We start from the raw sequence: 18,801 nt of genomic DNA, 5'->3' as shown, positions 1-18,801 counted from the left end.
GTGGTTCTCCACAGCGGACGACGACGCGCTCCGGGATCCGCTCTCCGCCGCCCAGGATCGGGCCTCATGAGAACTCCTGCCCGCCGCCTCGTCCTTCCGCTGCTCCTGCTGACCGTCCTCAGCTCGCTCCTCGGCCCGCTCCTCGGCCCGCTCCTCGGCCCGGCTCTCGGGCCGCCCGGCGAGACCGCCGCGGCCGCCGCGGGCTCAGCGCCTGCGTCCTTCTCCGGCTTCGTCACCTCCAGCGGATCCGAGCTCGGCATCCGCCGACTCCCCGACGGCCGCTTCGGGATCTGCCTCGACACCGGCCCCCGTGCCTGGCCCACCGCGCCCGGGCACCCCGGGGTCATCACCGACCCGGTCATCGGCTACCTGCTGTCCACCCGGCTCGAGCGAGCCCGCCGCGACCCGGTGCTGGCGGCCGCGCTCTGGTGGACCGTCGGGATGACCCAGCGGCTCAACTCGCGGCGCGATCTGATGCGCTCCCACCTGGCCGACCTGCGACGCGAGCGGCCGGCCGTCGCCGCGGCGGTCGAGCGCACCGCCTCCGGCCTGGTCCGCGAGGCCCGGGCCTACGCGCCCCGCCGCGTCGGCTACTCCGTGCCGAAGCCGGTGCTGCGCTCCGCCGGCACCACCGGCACGCTCTCCGCCCTCGACCTCCGCTCGGCCGCGGGTCGTCTCGTCCCGGGCGTCCGCGTGGTCGTGACCCTCGCCGGCGCGACCTTCCCCGACGGCGCCGCACGCCACGCGCTCACCACCACGACCAGGCCGCTCAGCCTGCCCTGGCGCCGGATCGGCACGGGCGCCGTCAGCGCCCGGATCAGCTACGACCAGGTCCCCGACCACCGCTACCGCCGCTACCCCGCCGGCCCGCGCGACCAGCGCGTCGCCACCACCGCGGGCTTCCGCCACCTCGCGGCGCGGGCCTCGGCCCCTGCCCTGCGCGTGCCCACGCTGAGCACCCAGGTCAACCTCCAGCGAGCGCGCGTCGGCGCCCGGCTGGTCGACACCGTGACCGTCCGCGGGCTCGGCTCCGGCGCGGGGGCGGCCGCTGCGGCGATCCCCGGTGCCTGGCAGCTACTCGGCCCGATCGCACCTGCCGCTTCCGCCACGCCCCCGGCCGGCTGCGGCGCCGTCGACTGGTCCCGCGCGCCGGTCGCCGCCCAGGGCGCCTTCACGGTCACCAGCGACGGCTCCCTCACCGTCGGCGCCACCACCATCACCGCGACCGGCTGCTACACCTACCGCCAGCGGCTCGCCGGCTCCCCCACCACCGCCGCGGTCGGCTGGACGCCGGCCGGGCTCGCCGAGGAGACCGCCCTCGCCGTCAGCACGCCGCGCCTGCGCACGCGGATCAACCTGCAGCGCGCCGTCGCCGAGACCGACCTGGTCGACCAGGTCACCGTCACCGGGCTGCCGACCGGTCTCGGCGCCCTTACGACTCCGTTGACGGGCCTGTGGCAGCTCCTCGGGCCGGTCGCGCCCGACCGCGCCGGCCGCTGCACCGGCGCACGGTGGGCCGGCGCTCCGGCGGCCTCCGCAGGCAGCTTCGTCGTGCCTCTCTCCGGCGCGACGACCAGCTCGGGCACCGCCAGCCTGGCCGTCGGCCGCACGCGCATCCACACCGGCGGCTGCTACACCTACCGCGAGCAGCTCGCGGCGACCGCCCTGAGCGAGGCCGCCCCCTGGACCACCGCCGGCGTCGCCGAGGAGACCGCGGTCGTCGCGCCGACGCAGCCTGCGGTCCCGGCGCACCCCAAGGTCGACACCGGCGGCTTCCGCCCGGCCGTCCGCGGTCGTGCCGCAGCACGCAGCGTCGCGCTGGCGCGCATCGGGATCAGGGCTGAGCTCACCGGTGTCGGCTTCCACGGCTCGGTGCTGCCGGCGCCCCTCGGGCCGCGCCTGGCCGGCCTGTGGACCGCGGGCGCCTCGCTCGACGCCCTCGTCGGCACCACGGTCGTCGCCGGACACGTCTCCGACGACCACGACCGCCCCGGCGTCTTCCACCGGCTCCGGTCAGCGCGTGTCGGCGACCGCATCCACACGGCCGCGGGCGGCACCGGCCACGACTGGCGGATCGTCCGGATCCGGGCGATCGACCGTGACCGTCTTCCGCGCAGCCTCTTCCACCAGGACGTCGCCCGGCGGCTGGTGCTCATCACCTGCACCGACCGCGTCTCCACCAGCGGTGGAGGCTTCCACTACCGCAAGAACCTCGTGGTCGAGGCCGTGCCGTGGTGACGCCGTGCCGCCCGTCGGCGACGGGCTCAGAAGATGATGTCGCCCGACTTGCGGCGCGAGCGCAGCAGCTGGATCGCCTCGTCGAGGATGACCTCGGCCTCCTTGTCGGAGCGGCGCTCCTTCACGTAGGCCAGGTGGGTCTTGTACGGCTCGATCTTCGGCGCCGGCGGGGCGTTCTCGGAGTCGAGTCCGGCAGGGAGGCCGCACTTGGGGCAGTCCCACGACTCGGGGACGGACGCCTCGACGGAGAACGTGATCACCGCGCGGTGACTGTTCGCGCAGAAGTAGGTCACCGCCTGACGGGGAGCAGCCTCGCCACGCTCGGCCTCGCCCATCGGACCCGCGCCGACGCGACTACCGCGGATCGCGTTCCCACCACCACCAGCCAACGGATTCTCTCCTCAAAGCCTCGAACGGCCGCGGTCACCCCGCGAGCCGGTTGCAGTCGATCAGTTCTTGTACGCGAGCAGGAGGCCCAGCGCGATGACGCAGGCGAACCAGATGACGCCGATCCCGATCGTGAACCGATCGAGGTTGCGCTCGGCGACGGACGAGCCGCCGAGCGAGCTCGACACACCGCCACCGAACATGTCCGAGAGACCGCCGCCACGACCCTTGTGCAGCAACACCAGAAGGATGAGCAGCAGGCTCGTGATCACGAGCAGGACAGTCAGAAGCGTCGACACGCGACGAATCCTACGTCAGGGTCCCGACTACGACAGCACCGGCATGTCGTAGAAGCGGCAGATTCCTCCGAACTCGTCGGCTTCGAGGCTCGCCCCGCCGACGAGCGCGCCGTCGACGTCGGCCTTGGCCATGATGCCGGCGACATTGGCCGCCTTCACCGAGCCGCCGTAGAGCACGCGTACGGCGTCGGCCGCCTCGTCGCCGTACGACTGGCGGATCTGCTCGCGGATCGCCGCGCAGACCTCCTGCGCGTCGTCCGGCGTGGCGACCTCGCCGGTGCCGATCGCCCACACCGGCTCGTAGGCGATGACCAGGCCGGCCACCTGCTTCTTCGACAGGCCCGCCAGCGAGCCCTCGAGCTGGGCCGTCGTGTACGCCACGTGCTCGCCCGCCTGGCGGACCTCGAGGCCCTCGCCGACGCAAACGATGGGGATGATCTTCGCCCCCAGCGCCGCCTTGGCCTTGGCGTTCACGATCGCGTCGGTCTCGCCGTGATACTGCCGGCGCTCGGAGTGGCCGACGACGACGTACGAGCAGCCGAGCTTGGCCAGCATCGCCGCCGAGATCTCACCCGTGTAGGCGCCGCCCGCGTGCTGCGACACGTCCTGCGCGCCGTGCTTGATCGAGAGCCGGTCGCCGTCGATGAGCGTCTGCACCGACCGGATGTCGGTGAAGGGCGGCAGCACCGCGACCTCGACCTTGCCGTAGTCGTGCCGCTTGTCCGACAGCGTCCAGGCGAGCTTCTGCACCAGCACCACGGCCTCGGCGTGGTTGAGGTTCATCTTCCAGTTGCCGGCCATCAGCGGCGTACGCGTCATTGCTTCTCCTTCAGGGTCTGGGGCGAGGCCCCAGCGGGGGTTCACGGGGGCGGAGCGCCCGTGCGTCAGTCCTCGAGCACCGTGATGCCGGGCAGCTCCTTGCCCTCGAGATACTCGAGGCTGGCGCCGCCGCCGGTCGAGATGTGCCCGAAGGCCGCCTCGTCGAACCCGAGGGTCCGCACGGCCGCGGCCGAGTCGCCGCCACCGACGACCGAGAGCCCGTCGACCTGGGTCAGCGCCGCGGCGACCGCACGGGTGCCCTCGGCGAAGGCCGGCTGCTCGAAGACGCCCATCGGGCCGTTCCAGAAGACGGTCTTGGCGTCGGCGAGAGCGCCGCCGAAGGCCGCGCCCGACGCGGGGCCGATGTCGAGGCCCAGCGTGTCGGCCGGGATCTCGGTGGCCGCGACGACGCGCGCGGACGCCTCGTCGCCGAAGCTGTCGGCGACGACGATGTCGGTGGGCAGCACGATCTCGACGCCGAGCTCCTTGGCGCGGGCCTGATAGGCGCGGACCGTGTCGAGCTGGTCCTCCTCGAGCAGGCTCTTGCCGACCTCGTGGCCATCGGCCTTGAGGAAGGTGAAGACCATGCCGCCGCCGATGAGCAGCTTGTCGGCCTTGCCGAGCAGGTTGTCGATCACGCCGAGCTTGTCGGAGACCTTGGATCCACCGAGGACGACGACATACGGCCGGGCCGGGTCGACGGTGAGCCGGCGCAGCACGTCGATCTCCGCGGCGACCAGGTTGCCCATCGCGTGCGGGAGGCGCTGGGCGACGTCGTACACGCTGGCCTGCTTGCGGTGCACCACCCCGAAGCCGTCGGAGACGAAGGCGTCGGCGAGGGCGGCGAGCTGGTCGGCGAAGGCGCCGCGCTCGGCGTCGTCCTTGCTGGTCTCGCCGGCGTTGAACCGGACGTTCTCGAGCAGCGCGACCTGGCCGTCCTGCAGCGCGGCGACGGTCTCCTGGGCGGAGGCGCCGACGGTGTCGGTGGCGAAGGCCACCGGCGCGCCGAGCAGCTCGCCGAGGCGGGCGGCAACGGGCGCCAGCGAGTACGCCGGGTCCGGCTCGCCCTTCGGACGGCCGAGGTGGGCGACGACGACCACGCGGGCACCGGCGTTCGCCAGGGCCTGGATGGTCGGCACGCTGGCCCGGATCCGGCCGTCGTCGGTGATGGTCGTCCCGTCGAGGGGGACGTTCAGGTCCGAGCGGACGAGGACGCGCTTGCCCGCGACATCGTGGAGGAACGACTCGTCGAGCGCGTTGATTGCTGTCACAAGCGTCAGAGGGTAGCGCCCACGTAGGTGACCAGGTCCCCCAGCCGGTTGGAGTAGCCCCACTCGTTGTCGTACCAGCCCGCCACCTTGACCTGGTTGCCGATCACCTTGGTGAGGGGTGCGTCGAAGATGCAGGAGGCCGGATCGGTGACGATGTCGGAGGAGACGATGGGCGCGGTGGAGTACTTCAGATAGCGGCCGTCGGCGGCCGCCTTCACGATCGCGTTGACCTCCTCGACGCTGGTCTCGCGCGACGCCTCGAAGGAGAGGTCGGTCAGCGAGCCGGTCGGGGTCGGCACCCGCAGGGCGTAGCCGTCGAGGCGGCCCTTGAGCTCGGGCAGCACCAGCCCGATCGCCTTCGCCGCGCCGGTCGAGGTCGGCACGATGTTGATGGCGGCGGCGCGGGCGCGACGCAGGTCCTTGTGGATGTTGTCCTGCAGGTTCTGGTCGGCGGTGTAGGCGTGCACCGTGGTCATCAGTCCCTTGACGATGCCCAGCCCGTCGTTGAGCGCCTTGGCCATCGGCGCGAGGCAGTTGGTGGTGCAGGAGGCGTTCGAGATGACCGTGTGGGCGGCCGGGTCGTAGGTCTCGTGGTTGACGCCCATCACGATGGTGGCGTCCTCGTTGGTGGCGGGTGCGGAGATGATCACCTTCTTGGCACCGCCGCGCTCGACGTGGGCGCGCGCCTTGGTGGCGTCGGTGAAGAAGCCGGTCGACTCCACCACGACGTCGACGCCGATCGCGCCCCAGCCGAGGGCCGCGGGATCACGTTCGGCGAAGACCTTGATCTCCTGCCCGCCGACGATGATCGCGTCCTCGGTGGCCTCCACGTCGACGTCGAGGGGGCCGAGGATCGAGTCGTACTTCAACAGGTGGGCGAGCGTGGCGTTGTCCGTGAGGTCGTTGACGCCGACGATCTCGATGTCGGCCCCGCCGGCTCGCACGGCGCGGAAGAAGTTCCGGCCGATCCGGCCGAATCCGTTGATCCCTACACGAACAGTCACTTCAAGCCTCCTGGGAGAGCCGGACGTTGTCGGTGCTCCCGACCCTAGGCGACGACACGAAGCGTGGCGAGGGACTTGTCCGCCGGATCGGGCAGCAGGACGCCGGCGGCACGTGCCGAACGCAGGTAGTCGAGCGCCTCGCGGGTGATCCGCTCGCCGGGGGCGAGCACCGGCACGCCGGGCGGGTAGGGGCTGACCAGCTCGGCCGCGATCCGGCCCACCGCCTCGGCGACGGGGACGGTCTCGATCTCGGCGAAGAAGGCCTCGCGGGGCAGCATCACGGTCTCCAGCTCGAGTCCGTGGGCGGACGGGAAGTCGACCTCCGGCGCCGGGTCGAGCGACGGGGCGTCGGCGACCGGCGCGGTCACGACCTCGATCAGCCGGTCGACCCGCTCGTCCGTGTCGGCGTGGGTGAGCCGGGCGCTGATCCGGACCGTGTCGGAGGCGCCGAGGTTCACGCGGTGCGCCGACCGGGCGTGCTCGGTGGCGGTGTAGCCGGTGATCCCGAGGCCGGAGACGTCGAAGGTGAGGGCGAGCGGGTCGAGGTCGAAGGCGAGGCCCTGGTCGACGATCTCGCGTCCCATGACGTCGATCCCGTCGAGCTTCTCGACCGCGTCCCGGACCCGCCGCGCGCGGTCGAGGGCGGCGCCGAGCAGCGACGTGCCGTCCTCGACCATCTGGCGCAGGCCTGCAGCGCCTCGAGCACGGGCGTACGCGACTGGTCCATCCCAGCGCCGTACCCGCCCGAGGCGAAGGATCCGGACGCTCAGGCGTCGCCGGCGAGCATGTCCGGGGTGAGCGACGCCTCGGTGTCGGGGATGCCGAGCTCCTCGGCGCGCTTGTCGGCCATCGCGAGCAGGCGGCGGATCCGGCCGGCGATGGCGTCCTTGGTCAGGACCGGCTCGTGCAGCTGGCCGAGCTCCTCGAGCGAGGCCTGCTTGTGCTCGAGGCGCAGCTCGCCGGCCATCTTGAGGTGGTCGGGGACCTCGGGGCCGAGGATCTCCATGGCGCGCTCGACGCGGGCGCCGGCCGTGACAGCGGCGCGGGCGGAGCGACGCAGGTTGGCGTCGTCGAAGTTGGCGAGGCGGTTGGCCGTGGCGCGGACCTCGCGGCGCATCCGGCGCTCCTCCCAGGCCATCAGCGTCTCGTGGGCGCCGAGGCGGGCGAGCAGCTGGCCGATCGCGTCGCCGTCACGGATGACGACCCGGTCGACGCCGCGGACCTCGCGGGCCTTGGCCTGGATCCCGAGCCGGCGGGAGACGCCGACGAGCGCAAGCGCCGCCTCCGATCCCGGGCAGGTGACCTCCAGGGACGACGACCGGCCGGGCTCGGTGAGCGAGCCGTGGGCCAAGAAGGCCCCGCGCCACGCCGCGACCGCGTCGCACGCGCCGCCGGAGACGACGGCGGGCGGAAGGCCGCGGACCGGGCGTCCGCGCTGGTCGAGCAGCCCGGTCTGGCGGGCGAGCGCCTCGCCGTCCTTGACGACGCGGACGATATAGCGGCTGCCCTTGCGCAGCCCGCTCCCCTGCACCATCACGACCTCGGAGCTCTGGCCGTAGATCTCGGAGATGTCCTTGCGCAGCCGGCGGGCCGCGGCGCCGGTGTCGAGCTCGGCCTCGACGACGATCCGTCCGCCGACGATGTGGAGTCCGCCCGCGAACCGGAGCATCGAGGCGACCTCGGCCTTGCGGCAGCACACCTTCGTGACCGGAATGCTGGCCAGCTCCGCCTTGACCTGTGCCGTCATCGCCATAGCGCCGATCCTCCCACGGGGGTCAACAACCGCTCGCGCCCACCACGGAAGGCGAGCTCCCCCGCGCGATCCGCGCCACACGCCGGCGCCACCGGAGAGCCGGGCGGCGGGCTCAGCCGGCCGCGAAGATCCGGGCGTAGGCGGCCGCGAGCTTGTCGGCGTCGTGCCGCGGCGAGCCGTCGTCGGCCGCGACGTCGTCGACGACGAGCCGGGCGCCGAGGGCGGCGACGGTCTCCTCGAGCTCCGCCAGCTCGGCCGGCGAGCCGACCGAGCCGCGGTCGGCGAGTACGACGTGGACGGCGAGGTCCGGCGCGTGCTCGGCGAGGACGGCGAGGTGGTCGGCCGGCCCGAAGCCGTGGGTCTCTCCTGCCTGCTCCTCGAGGTTCAGGACGACGACCAGGCGGGCGTCGGTCTCGACGAGCGCGGCGCGCAGGCGCGGCACCAGCAGGTGCGGCAGCACGCTGGTGAACCACGAGCCGGGACCGAGGACGGCCCAGTCCGCGGCGGCGATCGCGTCGGTGACGGCGGGACTGACCTCCGGGTCGGCGGGCTCGAGCGCGATCCCGGCGATGACGCCGTCGGTGGTCGCGACCTCGACCTGTCCGCGGACGGAGGTGAGCGCGTCGGGGTGGGCGGCGTCGAGTCCGCGGACGTCGGCGGTGATGTCCATCGGCTCCATCGCCATCGGCAGCACGCGGCCCTTGGCGCCGAGCAGGCGGCCGACCCAGTCGAGCGCGTCGACGTGGTCGCCGAGCAGCTCCCAGAGGCCGACGATGAGCAGGTTGCCGACGACATGCCCGCGCATCTCGCCGTCGCCGGCGAAGCGGTGCTGCAGCACGCGCGCCCAGGTGTCGCCCCACGCGTCGTCGCCGCAGAGCGCGGCGAGCGCCATCCGCAGGTCGCCGGGCGGCAGCACGCCGAACTCGCCGCGCAGCCGGCCGGACGAGCCGCCGTTGTCGGCGACCGTCACGATCGCGGTCAGCTCGTCGACGGTGAGGTCGTCGACCAGGTGGCGCAGCGCACTGAGCGACGCGTGCAGCCCGTGTCCGCCGCCGAGCGCGACCACGGCCTGGGCACGCTGATCGGCCCCGAGGAAGTCCGAGCTCACTCGCGCCCCAGGTCCCGGTGGATGGCGCGGGCGACGTAGCCCTGCTCGCTCAGCCGTCGGGCGATCTCCTCGGTCATCGCGACGCTGCGGTGCTTGCCGCCGGTGCAGCCGATCGCGACGCGCATGAAGCGCTTGCCCTCGCGCAGGTAGCCCTCGGCGACGCCGGTCAGCAGCGGCACGTAGGCGTCGACGAACTCGGCGGCGCCCTCGCGCCCGAGGACGTAGGCGGAGACCTCCGGGTCCTGGCCGGTGCGCGGGCGCAGCTCGGGGATCCAGTGCGGGTTGGGCAGGAAGCGCATGTCGGCGAGGAAGTCGGCGTCGACCGGGATGCCGTACTTGAAGCCGAAGCTGATCACCGAGACCCGCAGCCGGGTGGCGTCGGCCGTGCCGAAGGCCTCCGCGATCCGGTCGGTCAGCTGGTGGACGTTGAGGTTGCTGGTGTCGATGACCAGGTCGGCCTCGGAGCGCAGGTCACCCAGGACGACGCGCTCGCGGTGCAGCCCGTCGAGCAGCCGGCCGCCCTCCTGCAGCGGGTGCGGACGGCGCGCCGCCTCCTGGCGGCGGACCAGCACCTCGTCGCCGGCGTCGAGGAACACCAGCGTCGTGTCGCGCCCGGCGACGCCGTGCGCGAGCGCGCTGCGCAGGCCCTGGAAGAACGAGCCCGACCGTACGTCGACCACGACCGCGACCCGCTGCGCCGGCCCGTGCGTCTCGTCGACGAGACGCACCACGTCGGGCAGCAGGCTGGGCGGGAGGTTGTCGACGACGTAGAAGCCGAGGTCCTCCAGCTCCTTGGCGGCCGTGCTGCGACCGGCGCCGGTCATGCCGGTGACGACCACGAGCTGGCCGGGCGTGCTCTCACTCATGGGCGTCATTGTGCTGCAGGGCCTGCTTGATCGCCTCGGCGGTGCGCGGGCCGACGCCCGGCACGGCCGCGATCTCGTCGACCGTCGCGGCCCGGAGCTTGCGCAGCGAGCCGAAGTGACGCAACAGCGTCTTGCGGCGCACCTCGCCCAGCCCCGGGACGCCGTCGAGCATGCTCTCGACCATCGACTTCGACCGCCGGTTGCGGTGATGGGTGATCGCGAAGCGGTGGGCCTCGTCACGCACGCGCTGCAGCAGGTAAAGCCCTTCGGAGGTGCGGGGCAGGATCACCGGGTCCTCCTCGCCCGGCACCCAGACCTCCTCGAGCCGCTTCGCCAGACCGCAGACGGGGATGTCGTCGATGCCGAGCTCGTCGAGCGCGCGCTGCGCCGCGGCGACCTGCGGCGCGCCGCCGTCGACGACGACGAGCCCCGGCGCGTAGGCGAACTTCCGCGGCCGGCCGGTGTCGGGGTCGACGAGCATCGGGCCGGTGCCGGCCTCGGGATCGCCGGGCCGCAGCTCGGAGCGCGCCTGCTCGTCGAGCAGCCGCCGGAACCGCCGGGTGATCACCTCGTGCATCGCCTTGACGTCGTCGGAGCCCTCCTGGTCCTTGATCACGAATCGGCGGTACTCCCCCTTGCGCGCCAGGCCGTCCTCGAAGACCACCATCGACGCGACGATCTCGGTGCCCTGGATGTGCGAGACGTCGTAGCACTCGATCCGCAGCGGCGCCTCGTCGAGCTCGAGCGCCTCCGCGATCTCGGCCAGCGCCTTGTTGCGCGTGGTCAGGTCGCTGGCCCGCTTCGTCTTGTGCAGCGCCAGCGACTCGGAGGCGTTGCGCGCGACCGTCTCCTGCAGGGTCTTCTTGTCGCCGCGCTGCGGAACCCGGATCTCGACCTTCGACCCGCGCAGGTCCGACAGCAGGCGCTCGAAGGTCTCGTGCTCGGGCGGCAGCTCGGGCACCAGGATCTCCCTCGGTACGGCGTCGCGCGCGTCCTCCGGCGCGACCCCGGCGTAGAGCTGCAGCAGGAAGTCCTCGACCAGCGACGACGTGTCGCCCTCGTCGGTGCGGTCTGCGACCCAGCCGCGCTGGCCGCGGATCCGCCCGCCCCGCACGTAGAACACCTGGACGGCGACCTCGAGCGGGTCCTCGGCGAGCGCGATGACGTCGGCGTCGGAGCCGTCGCCGAAGACGACCGCCTGCTTCTCCAGCGCCTTGTTCATCGCGCCGAGGTCGTCGCGCAGCCGGGCCGCCTTCTCGAAGTCGAGCGCGTCGGAGGCGGCGTACATCTCGGTCTCGATCCGCTTCATGAACGGCCGTGTGCGTCCGGCCATGAACTCGCAGAAGTCGTCGACGATCGCCCGGTGGTCCTCGGGGCTGACGTTGCCGACGCAGGGCGCGGAGCACTTGTCGATGTAGCCGAGCAGGCAGGGCCGGCCGATCTGGCTCGACCGCTTGAAGACGCCGTTACTGCACGAGCGCATCGGGAAGACGCGGAGCAGGATGTCGACGGTCTCGCGGATCGCCCAGGCGTGGCTGTAGGGCCCGAAGTAGCGGGTGCCCTTGCGCTTCGCGCCCCGGCCGACCATCACCCGCGGGAACTCGTCGGAGACGGTGACCGCGAGCCACGGGTACGACTTGTCGTCGCGGTACTTCACGTTGAACCGCGGGTCGTACTCCTTGATCCAGGAGTACTCCAGCTGCAGCGCCTCGACCTCGGTGCCGACGACCGTCCACTCCACCGAGGTCGCGGTCGTGACCATGGTCGCCGTGCGCGGGTGGAGGTTGCCGATGTCCTGGAAGTACGACGACAGCCGGGCGCGCAGGTTCTTGGCCTTGCCGACGTAGATCACCCGCTGCGTGCGGTCGCGGAACCGGTAGACCCCCGGCTGCGTCGGGATCGAGCCCGGCTTGGGTCGGTAACTGAGGGCGGGTGACACGTCCTCAACCCTACGGAGACCCGCCGACAGCCCCGACAACGCGGTCATGGTCTTTAAATAGGTTAGTCGCGTGGTTTACTAGACATATGGCCAGCCCTCGATGTCGCGACCCCTACGGATACGAGCTCACCACCGGCCCGCTCGCGGCCGAGGCGTACGCCGACGGCGTGCGCGACCTGCTCCGCCTGCGCACCGGCGCCGCCGGCCGGATCGCCGCCGCGGTCGCCCTCGACCCGACTTTCGCCGTCGGCCACGCCGCCCTCGCGCTGCTCGGCCACGAGATGTGCGTCGAGGTCGACATCGCGGCCCGCCTGGCCGACGCCCGCCTCCACGCCGGGCGCGCGACGCCGCGGGAGCGCAGCCACGTCCACGCCATCGAGCGGCACCTGGTCGGCGACCCCGCTCCCCTGGTGGCCCACCTCGCGTCGTACCCGCGCGACGCCCTCCTGCTCTCGGTCGCGATGCCGACGATCGCCTTCGCGGGCGTCACCGACGTCCCCGAGCAGGCGTGGCGGATCGTCGAGACGGCCGCGCCCGCCTACGGCGACGACCCGTGGATCCTCGGACTGTTGGCGTTCGTGCGTCAGGAGCAGCGCCGCTACGACGACGCGATGTCGCTCTCCTGCCGCTCCCTCGCCGCGGAGCCGGCCGGCGGCCACGCCGCCCACGCCCGCGCCCACGCGCACTACGAGACCGGCGACCACGCCGGCGGACTCGGCTGGATGGACGCCTGGATCACGGGTGACGGCGCAGGCACCGACAGCCTCACCCACTTCTCCTGGCACGCCGCACTGCACGAGCTCTCCCTCGGCGACCTCGCCGCGGTCCGCCGCCGCTACGAGACCCAGCTGCAGCCGCGCCGCGCGGTCGGCTGCCGAGCGCTGGTCGACACCGGATCGCTGCTGTTCCGCTGGGCGATCACGCCGGACGCGACCGACGTCCCGTCGCTCGCCGAGGTCGCCGACGTGACCGGGCGTTCGGTGCTGGAGCACCCGGGGACGGCGTTCCTCGGGCTGCACGCGGCCGTCGTCCTGCTGGCGACCGACGACCGCGTCGGCCTCCGCCGGCTCGCCGACTGGAGCGCGACGCACCCCAACCCGACCCACCGCGAGGTCGTCGCACCCCTGGCCGAGGCGCTCGGCCTGCTCGCCGCCGGGAACTGCTCGAGCGCCGCCGACCGGCTCGCGGCGCTCACGCCGCAGGTCTGGCGGCTCGGCGGCTCGGACGCGCAGCGCGAGATCGTCGAGGAGGCGCGGATCGCGGCGCTGCTCCGCGCCGGCCGGTACGACGAGGCGCGGCTCGTCCTCGACAGCCGCCTCGACCGGCGGCCCGCCGTACGGGATCGGCGGTGGCGCGCGACGGCGACCGCGAGGGCGGGCATGCTGGTCCCGTGACCGGGACCACCGATGACGCTGCCGACCATGCTGCCGACCATGCTGCCGACCATGCTGCCGACCATGCTGCCGACCATGCTGCCGACGTCGCCGCTGCCGAGGAGGCCGCCTGGGAGCGGCTCGAGGCGGCCGGAGCGGCGCTCGGCGCGTCCGCTGCCGTGCTCCGCTACGGCGACCACCCCGACCACCCCGACCAGCTCGTCGAGGTGATCGGCGACGCGGACGCGCGGGGGCTCGTCGTCCTGGTGCACGGCGGCTACTTCCGGCCGGGGATCGACCGGGTCCACGCCCGTGCGTTCGCGGCCTTCCTGGCCGCCGCCACGGGGGCCGCGGTGTGGCTGCCGGAGTACCGCCGGATCCCCGGCGATCCCGACGCCACCCTCGCCGACCTGCGAGCCGTCGACCGGCTGACGGCCGGCCGTACGGCGGTCTGGGTCGGGCACTCGGCGGGCGGGACGCTCGCGCTGTGGCGCGGCGCCGAGCCCGGCCTGGCTCCGGTCGCGGTCGTCGCGCTCGCACCGGTCGCCGACCTGGTGCGCGCGGCCGCGGACGGACTGGGCTCCGGCGCCGTCGTCGACTGGCTGGGCGGCCCGCCCGCCGAGCTGGCCGAGCGCTATGCCGCGCTCGACCCGTCCCAGCGCCTCGAGGGGCTGCGGGCACCGGTGCGGGTGCTGCTCGCCGAAGAGGACGCGACGGTCCCCCGCAGCCAGGTCGCCGTGATCGGGGCGGCGTCCTTGGTGCAGGTCGACGTCCTGGACGGCGCCCACCACTTCGACGTCGTCGACCCGGGCACCGCGGCCGGAGCCGCCGTCGCGGCGGCGGTCGGCGAGCTGCTGCGGTAGGTCAGGCCGCCAGGATCTTCTTGGCCGCGGTGTCGACGGTGATCTTCACGGCGGAGAGGGGCGCCGGAGCGGGCCCGCCCTCGACCTGACCCGTGCTCGCGGAGTAGGACGAGCCGTGGTGGTCGCAGCGGATCGTGTCGTCCTTGACCGAGGTGACGGTGAATCCCTGGTGGGTGCACACGGCCGTGAAGGCCTTGAACTCCCCCGCCGACGGCTGGGTGAGGACGATCTTCTGCACGGTCAGGATGATCCCGCCGCCCACGGGGACCTCGTCGAAGGTGGCGAACTCGGTGCCGACGGTGACCTTCGGCGTACTGCTGCCGCCGCTGCCGGCACACCCGGCCAGCGCGGCCGCGACGCCGAGCGCGCCGAGCCCGGAGAACACGATCCGCCGGCTGGCGCGGATCTCGCCGAGGGGACTGCCGCTCATGCCAGGTCGACCTGGCCGCCGCTGACCTTCACCTGGACGGCGGGCAGCGCGGACGGCGCCGGGCCGCCCTCGACCGCGCCGTCGGTGATCGAGAACGAGCTGCCGTGGCACGGGCAGACGATCTTGCCGTCGGTGACGCTGCCGACCAGGCAGCCCTGGTGGGTGCACAGCGCCTTGAAGCACTTGAACTCCCCCGCCGCCGGCTGGGTGACGACGAGCTCCTGGTCCTTGAGGACGACGCCGCCGCCGACCGGGACGTCGCTCGCCGCGACCAGGCCCGCCTCGCCGGCGCCGCCGGTCGCCGCGCCGCCGGTCGCCGTCGGGGACGACGAGCCGGTCGCGGGAGGCGCGGCCGGGGTGTGCGCCGGGTCGGACGCGGTGGTCTGGTCGTTGCCGCCGCATGCCGCGAGCAGGGGCACACCCACTCCCAGGGTCGCCGCTCCGGTCAGGGCACGTCGCCTGCTCAGGGAAGTCATGGGCGCCAGGCTACGGGGGCTGTCTGAGAGCAGGCTGTGCGCCCGCCCGAGGATCCTCGCGGGCGTGCCTACCGGGATGCGCGCTTCGCCGTGCCGGTCGTCGACTTCTTGACCGCCGCCGCCTTGCGGGCCGCGGTCTTCTTCGCCGCCGCCGCCTTCTTGGCCGCCGTCTTCGTGGGCGGCAGCGTCGTCTTCGGCGCCCGCTTGGGCGCCCCCGGCTGCTCGGCTCCGCGGCCGTCGAGCAGCGGCCGCAGGAAGGCGCCGGTGTGGCTCTCGGCGACCTCGGCGATCTGCTCGGGCGTGCCCTGCGCGACGACGGTGCCGCCGCGCGAGCCGCCCTCGGGACCCATGTCGATGATCCAGTCGGCGGTCTTGATGACGTCGAGGTTGTGCTCGATGACGAGGACCGTGTTGCCCTTGTCGACCAGGCCCGAGAGGACACCGAGCAGCTTGCGGATGTCCTCGAAGTGCAGGCCGGTGGTGGGCTCGTCGAGGACGTAGACCGTGCGGCCGGTGGAGCGCTTCTGCAGCTCGGCCGCCAGCTTGACGCGCTGCGCCTCACCGCCGGACAGCGTGGTCGCGGGCTGGCCGAGGCGGACGTAGCCGAGGCCTACCTCGGTGAGCGTCTGCATGTGGCGCGCGATCGGCGGGACGGCGGCGAAGAAGTCCTTCGCCTCCTCGATCGGCATGTCGAGGACCTCGGCGATGGTCTTGCCCTTGTAGTGGACCTCGAGCGTCTCGCGGTTGTAGCGGGCGCCGTGGCAGACCTCGCACGGGACGTAGACGTCGGGCAGGAAGTTCATCTCGATCTTGATCGTGCCGTCGCCGGCGCACGCCTCGCAGCGGCCGCCCTTGACGTTGAACGAGAACCGGCCCTGCTGGTAGCCGCGCATCTTCGCCTCGGGCGTCTGCGCGAACAGCTTGCGGACGTGGTCGAAGACGCCCGTGTAGGTCGCCGGGTTGGAGCGGGGCGTGCGGCCGATCGGCGACTGGTCGACGTGGATCACCTTGTCGACGTGCTCGAGCCCGGTGATCTTCTGGTGCCGGCCGGGGATGGCGCGGGCGTTGTAGATCTGCTTGGCCAGCGACGTGTAGAGGATGTCGTTGACCAGCGTCGACTTGCCCGAGCCGGACACGCCGGTGACCGCGGTGAAGACGCCGAGCGGGAAGGCGACGTCGACGTTCTTGAGGTTGTGCTCGCGAGCGCCGACGACCTTGAGCTCACGGCCGACCGTGCGCGGACGTCGTACGGCGGGCACGGGGATCTCCCGGCGACCGGAGAGGTACTGGCCGGTCATCGAGTCGGGGTGCTCGAGGAGCTGCTTGACCGTGCCGGAGTGGACCACCTGGCCGCCGTGCTCGCCGGCGCCGGGGCCGATGTCGACGATCCAGTCGGCGACCCGGATGGTGTCCTCGTCGTGCTCGACGACGATGAGCGTGTTGCCGAGGTCCTTGAGCCGGACCAGGGTCTCGATGAGCTTCTGGTTGTCACGCTGGTGGAGCCCGATCGACGGCTCGTCGAGCACGTAGAGGACGCCGACCAGGCCGGCGCCGATCTGGGTGGCGAGCCGGATGCGCTGCGCCTCGCCGCCGGACAGCGAGCCCGAGGGCCGGTCGAGGGAGAGGTAGTCGAGCCCGACGTCGAGCAGGAAGTTGAGGCGCTCCTGGATCTCCTTGAGGACCCGCTCGCCGATCTGGCGCTCACGCGCGGACAGGTCGAGGTCGCGCAGGTAGGCGGCGGCCTCGTTGATGGGCAGCGCGCAGACCTCGGCGATGTTCTTGCCGCCGCGGTCCTTGGCGCCGAGGGTGACCGCCATCGAGACCGGCTTGAGCCGGCTGCCGGAGCAGACCGGGCACGGGACCTCGCGCATGAAGCCCTCGAAGCGCTCGCGGCTGGTGTCGCTCTCGGCCTCGCGGTGGCGGCGCTCGACGTACTTGCGCACGCCCTCGAAGTCGGCGTAGTAGGACCGCTCGCGGCCGTAGCGGTTGCGGGTGACGACGTGGACCTTGGTGGCGTGGCCGTCGAGGATGGCGCGCTGCGCGCGGGTGCTCAGCTGCTCCCACGGGGTGTCGACGTCGAAGCCGAGCTCGTCGCCGAGCGCGATGAGCAGCCGGCCGAAGTAGTCGGCGACGTGGGCGTGGCTCCACGGCTGGAGCGCACCCTCGGCGAGCGTGGCGGTGGGGTCGGGGACGACGAGCTCGGGGTCGACCTCCATCCGGGTGCCGAGGCCCGCGCAGGCCGGGCAGGCGCCGAACGGCGAGTTGAACGAGAACGAGCGCGGCTCGAGGTCGTCGGTCTCGATCGGGTGGTCGTTGGGGCACGCCATCTTCTCGGAGAACTTGAGCTCCTGGCCGCCGTCGACCAGGTCGAAGACGACCAGCCCGCCGGCGAGGCCGAGCGCGGTCTCGACGGAGTCGGTGAGCCGGCGCTTGGCGGACGCCTTGACCGCGAGCCGGTCGACCACGACCTCGATGGTGTGCTTGAGCTTCTTGTCGAGCGTCGGCGGGCTGTCGAGGTTGTGGGTCTCGCCGTCGACGCGGGCGCGGGAGAAGCCCTGCGTCTGCAGCTGGCGGAAGAGCTCGACGTACTCGCCCTTGCGGCCCCGGACGACCGGCGCCAGGACCTGGAAGCGGGTGCCCTCGTCGAGCGCCATCATCCGGTCGACGATCTGCTGCGGCGTCTGCCGCTCGATGGGCGCGCCGCAGGTCGGGCAGTGGGGGCGGCCGGCGCGGGCGTAGAGGAGGCGGAGGTAGTCGTAGACCTCGGTGATGGTGCCGACGGTCGAGCGCGGGTTCTTCGACGTCGACTTCTGGTCGATCGACACCGCGGGCGAGAGGCCCTCGATGAAGTCGACGTCGGGCTTGTCCATCTGGCCGAGGAACTGGCGGGCGTAGGCCGACAGCGACTCGACGTAGCGCCGTTGGCCCTCGGCGAAGATCGTGTCGAACGCGAGGCTGGACTTGCCCGAGCCGGAGAGACCGGTGAACACGATCAGCGAGTCGCGCGGAAGGTCGATGGAGACGTCCTTCAGGTTGTGCTCGCGTGCGCCGCGGATGATCAGCTGGTCGGTCACTACGGTCCTCTGGAGTGGTGTCGAGATCTTCGAACAAGTGTTCGCCATGGTACGGCGCGCAGGCAAGCCGCCGACCCGTGGACCACCCTCTCACCCGCCACCGACAACGGCCCTGTCGTGGCGGACGCGGGCATGATGTCCCCGTGACCTCCGCCTCCCGTCTTCCCGCCCTGTCCGCCGCGACCGCGCGACTGATCGCCACCGCCGAGTCGCTCCCCGACGACGGCTGGGCCGCCCCGAGCCTGTGCGCCGGGTGGACCCGCGGCCACGTCCTCGCCCACCTGGCCCTCAACGCCGAGGCGATGGTCGGCGTGCTGAGCGGGCTGCGCGACGGCACGCCGACGACCATGTACGTCTCGGACGAGCGGCGCGACGGCGACATCGACGTCCTCGCGGCGGAGCCGCCCGCCGCCGTGCTCGCCCGCCTGACCGCGGCCTGCGACGCACTGGCCTCGGTCGGGGCGGTCGCGGAGGGGCTGCCGGAGGGCACCACCTTCGAGCGGACGCCGGGCGGCCGGCTGATGTCCGCCAACGCCGTCCCCTTCCTGCGGCTGCGCGAGGTCGAGATCCACCACGCCGACCTCGGCGCCGGCTACACGGCGTCCGACTGGCCGCCGGCGAACGCGGTGGCGTTCCTGACCTTCGAGAGCGGCAAGTACGACGGCCCCGGCTTCCACGTGGTGGCCAGCGACGAGCCGGCCCGCTGGACGTTCGGCGACGCCGGCGACGGCGCCCCCACCGTGAGCGGACCGGTCGGCGCACTGGCCTGGTGGGCGTCGGGCCGCGACGCCGCCGCAGTAGTGTCGAGCTCCACCGGAACACTGCCGAGCATGGAGGGCCGATGAGTTGCCCTGTGTCAACCTCCGCTGTTTCAGGCGGCGTTGAGCGAGTCCTCGTTGAG

17 protein-coding genes are annotated in these 18,801 nt (G+C 72.9%); 4 read left to right on the top strand and 13 right to left on the bottom strand.

Going from position 1 to position 18,801, the window contains the following annotated elements; all coding sequences use genetic code 11:
* Positions 1 to 66 precede the first annotated feature (66 nt).
* Positions 67 to 2,238, top strand: coding sequence for a sortase domain-containing protein (locus AB4880_RS08465; RefSeq protein WP_367918776.1), 2,172 nt, complete (start codon positions 67 to 69; stop codon positions 2,236 to 2,238).
* A 26-nt stretch (positions 2,239 to 2,264) separates the two neighbouring features.
* Here AB4880_RS08465 and AB4880_RS08460 read toward each other — a convergent pair whose 3' ends face one another.
* The 10 genes from AB4880_RS08460 to uvrC form a co-directional block, all read right to left on the bottom strand.
* Complete coding sequence (locus tag AB4880_RS08460; RefSeq protein ID WP_367918775.1) at positions 2,265 to 2,627, bottom strand: RNA polymerase-binding protein RbpA; 363 nt, start codon at positions 2,625 to 2,627, stop codon at positions 2,265 to 2,267.
* A gap of 60 nt (positions 2,628 to 2,687) precedes the next feature.
* A complete protein-coding gene (secG, locus tag AB4880_RS08455; RefSeq protein WP_367918774.1) occupies positions 2,688 to 2,924 on the bottom strand; it encodes a preprotein translocase subunit SecG in 237 nt (78 codons plus the stop codon).
* Positions 2,925 to 2,951: 27 nt separating this feature from the next.
* Positions 2,952 to 3,743, bottom strand: coding sequence for a triose-phosphate isomerase (gene tpiA, locus AB4880_RS08450; protein ID WP_367918773.1), 792 nt, complete (start codon positions 3,741 to 3,743; stop codon positions 2,952 to 2,954).
* 65 nt (positions 3,744 to 3,808) lie between these two features.
* The gene (locus AB4880_RS08445) at positions 3,809 to 5,014 is read right to left on the bottom strand and encodes a phosphoglycerate kinase (protein WP_437440496.1); all 1,206 of its coding nucleotides are present in this window, start codon (positions 5,012 to 5,014) and stop codon (positions 3,809 to 3,811) included.
* Between the two features lie 5 nt (positions 5,015 to 5,019).
* Positions 5,020 to 6,018: a type I glyceraldehyde-3-phosphate dehydrogenase gene (gene gap / locus AB4880_RS08440; RefSeq protein ID WP_367918772.1), complete on the bottom strand. Its 999-nt coding sequence runs from the start codon at positions 6,016 to 6,018 to the stop codon at positions 5,020 to 5,022.
* Positions 6,019 to 6,062: 44 nt separating this feature from the next.
* Entirely contained in the window at positions 6,063 to 6,695 is a 633-nt protein-coding gene (locus AB4880_RS08435) for an Orn/Lys/Arg family decarboxylase (RefSeq protein ID WP_367918771.1), read from the bottom strand.
* A gap of 89 nt (positions 6,696 to 6,784) precedes the next feature.
* On the bottom strand, positions 6,785 to 7,771 hold the full coding sequence (gene whiA / locus AB4880_RS08430) for a DNA-binding protein WhiA (RefSeq protein WP_367918770.1): 987 nt from the start codon (positions 7,769 to 7,771) through the stop codon (positions 6,785 to 6,787).
* Between the two features lie 112 nt (positions 7,772 to 7,883).
* Positions 7,884 to 8,879: a gluconeogenesis factor YvcK family protein gene (locus AB4880_RS08425; protein WP_367918769.1), complete on the bottom strand. Its 996-nt coding sequence runs from the start codon at positions 8,877 to 8,879 to the stop codon at positions 7,884 to 7,886.
* Positions 8,876 to 9,745 carry an RNase adapter RapZ gene (rapZ, locus tag AB4880_RS08420; RefSeq protein WP_367918768.1) on the bottom strand — a complete coding sequence of 290 codons (870 nt, stop codon included), beginning with the start codon at positions 9,743 to 9,745 and terminating at the stop codon, positions 8,876 to 8,878. Before rapZ ends, AB4880_RS08425 begins: the two co-directional genes overlap by 4 nt.
* Positions 9,738 to 11,732 (bottom strand): excinuclease ABC subunit UvrC, encoded by a 1,995-nt coding sequence (uvrC, locus tag AB4880_RS08415; RefSeq protein WP_379228418.1) that lies wholly within the window; start codon positions 11,730 to 11,732, stop codon positions 9,738 to 9,740. The genes rapZ and uvrC overlap by 8 nt, the downstream gene beginning before the upstream one ends.
* Before the next feature lie 38 nt (positions 11,733 to 11,770).
* Here uvrC and AB4880_RS08410 point away from each other — a divergent pair, with 38 nt between their 5' ends.
* Both AB4880_RS08410 and AB4880_RS08405 read left to right on the top strand, forming a co-directional pair.
* Positions 11,771 to 13,078, top strand: a complete 1,308-nt coding sequence (locus tag AB4880_RS08410) for a tetratricopeptide repeat protein (RefSeq protein ID WP_367918766.1) — start codon at positions 11,771 to 11,773, stop codon at positions 13,076 to 13,078.
* Positions 13,075 to 13,920 (top strand): alpha/beta hydrolase, encoded by an 846-nt coding sequence (locus tag AB4880_RS08405; RefSeq protein WP_367918765.1) that lies wholly within the window; start codon positions 13,075 to 13,077, stop codon positions 13,918 to 13,920. Before AB4880_RS08410 ends, AB4880_RS08405 begins: the two co-directional genes overlap by 4 nt.
* Position 13,921: 1 nt before the next feature.
* On the opposite strand, the gene AB4880_RS08400 is transcribed toward AB4880_RS08405, so the two are convergent.
* The 3 genes from AB4880_RS08400 to uvrA all read right to left on the bottom strand — a co-directional run bounded on the left by AB4880_RS08400 (position 13,922) and on the right by uvrA (position 17,900).
* On the bottom strand, positions 13,922 to 14,350 hold the full coding sequence (locus AB4880_RS08400; RefSeq protein WP_367918764.1) for a Rieske (2Fe-2S) protein: 429 nt from the start codon (positions 14,348 to 14,350) through the stop codon (positions 13,922 to 13,924).
* Positions 14,347 to 14,826, bottom strand: a complete 480-nt coding sequence (locus AB4880_RS08395) for a Rieske (2Fe-2S) protein (protein ID WP_367918763.1) — start codon at positions 14,824 to 14,826, stop codon at positions 14,347 to 14,349. Before AB4880_RS08395 ends, AB4880_RS08400 begins: the two co-directional genes overlap by 4 nt.
* A gap of 68 nt (positions 14,827 to 14,894) precedes the next feature.
* Complete coding sequence (gene uvrA / locus AB4880_RS08390) at positions 14,895 to 17,900, bottom strand: excinuclease ABC subunit UvrA (protein ID WP_367918762.1); 3,006 nt, start codon at positions 17,898 to 17,900, stop codon at positions 14,895 to 14,897.
* Positions 17,901 to 18,043: 143 nt separating this feature from the next.
* Here uvrA and AB4880_RS08385 point away from each other — a divergent pair, with 143 nt between their 5' ends.
* A complete protein-coding gene (locus AB4880_RS08385) occupies positions 18,044 to 18,745 on the top strand; it encodes a maleylpyruvate isomerase family mycothiol-dependent enzyme (RefSeq protein WP_367918761.1) in 702 nt (233 codons plus the stop codon).
* Positions 18,746 to 18,801: the final 56 nt, after the last annotated feature.

Source organism: Nocardioides ginsengisoli, assembly GCF_039537225.1.
Taxonomy (GTDB): domain Bacteria; phylum Actinomycetota; class Actinomycetes; order Propionibacteriales; family Nocardioidaceae; genus Nocardioides; species Nocardioides ginsengisoli.
Note: the sequence above shows the minus strand (reverse complement) of the source record. Positions and strands in the feature narration are given on the sequence as shown.

Coding starts and splice junctions, on each gene's coding strand:
- AB4880_RS08465 (WP_367918776.1), top strand. CDS start 67: ATGAGAACTCCTGCCCGCCGCCTCGTCCTTCCGCTGCTCCTGCTGACC.
- tpiA (WP_367918773.1), bottom strand. CDS start 3,743: ATGACGCGTACGCCGCTGATGGCCGGCAACTGGAAGATGAACCTCAAC.
- AB4880_RS08435 (WP_367918771.1), bottom strand. CDS start 6,695: ATGGTCGAGGACGGCACGTCGCTGCTCGGCGCCGCCCTCGACCGCGCG.
- whiA (WP_367918770.1), bottom strand. CDS start 7,771: ATGGCGATGACGGCACAGGTCAAGGCGGAGCTGGCCAGCATTCCGGTC.
- rapZ (WP_367918768.1), bottom strand. CDS start 9,745: ATGAGTGAGAGCACGCCCGGCCAGCTCGTGGTCGTCACCGGCATGACC.
- uvrC (WP_379228418.1), bottom strand. CDS start 11,732: ATGACCGCGTTGTCGGGGCTGTCGGCGGGTCTCCGTAGGGTTGAGGAC.
- AB4880_RS08410 (WP_367918766.1), top strand. CDS start 11,771: ATGGCCAGCCCTCGATGTCGCGACCCCTACGGATACGAGCTCACCACC.
- AB4880_RS08400 (WP_367918764.1), bottom strand. CDS start 14,350: ATGAGCGGCAGTCCCCTCGGCGAGATCCGCGCCAGCCGGCGGATCGTG.
- AB4880_RS08395 (WP_367918763.1), bottom strand. CDS start 14,826: ATGACTTCCCTGAGCAGGCGACGTGCCCTGACCGGAGCGGCGACCCTG.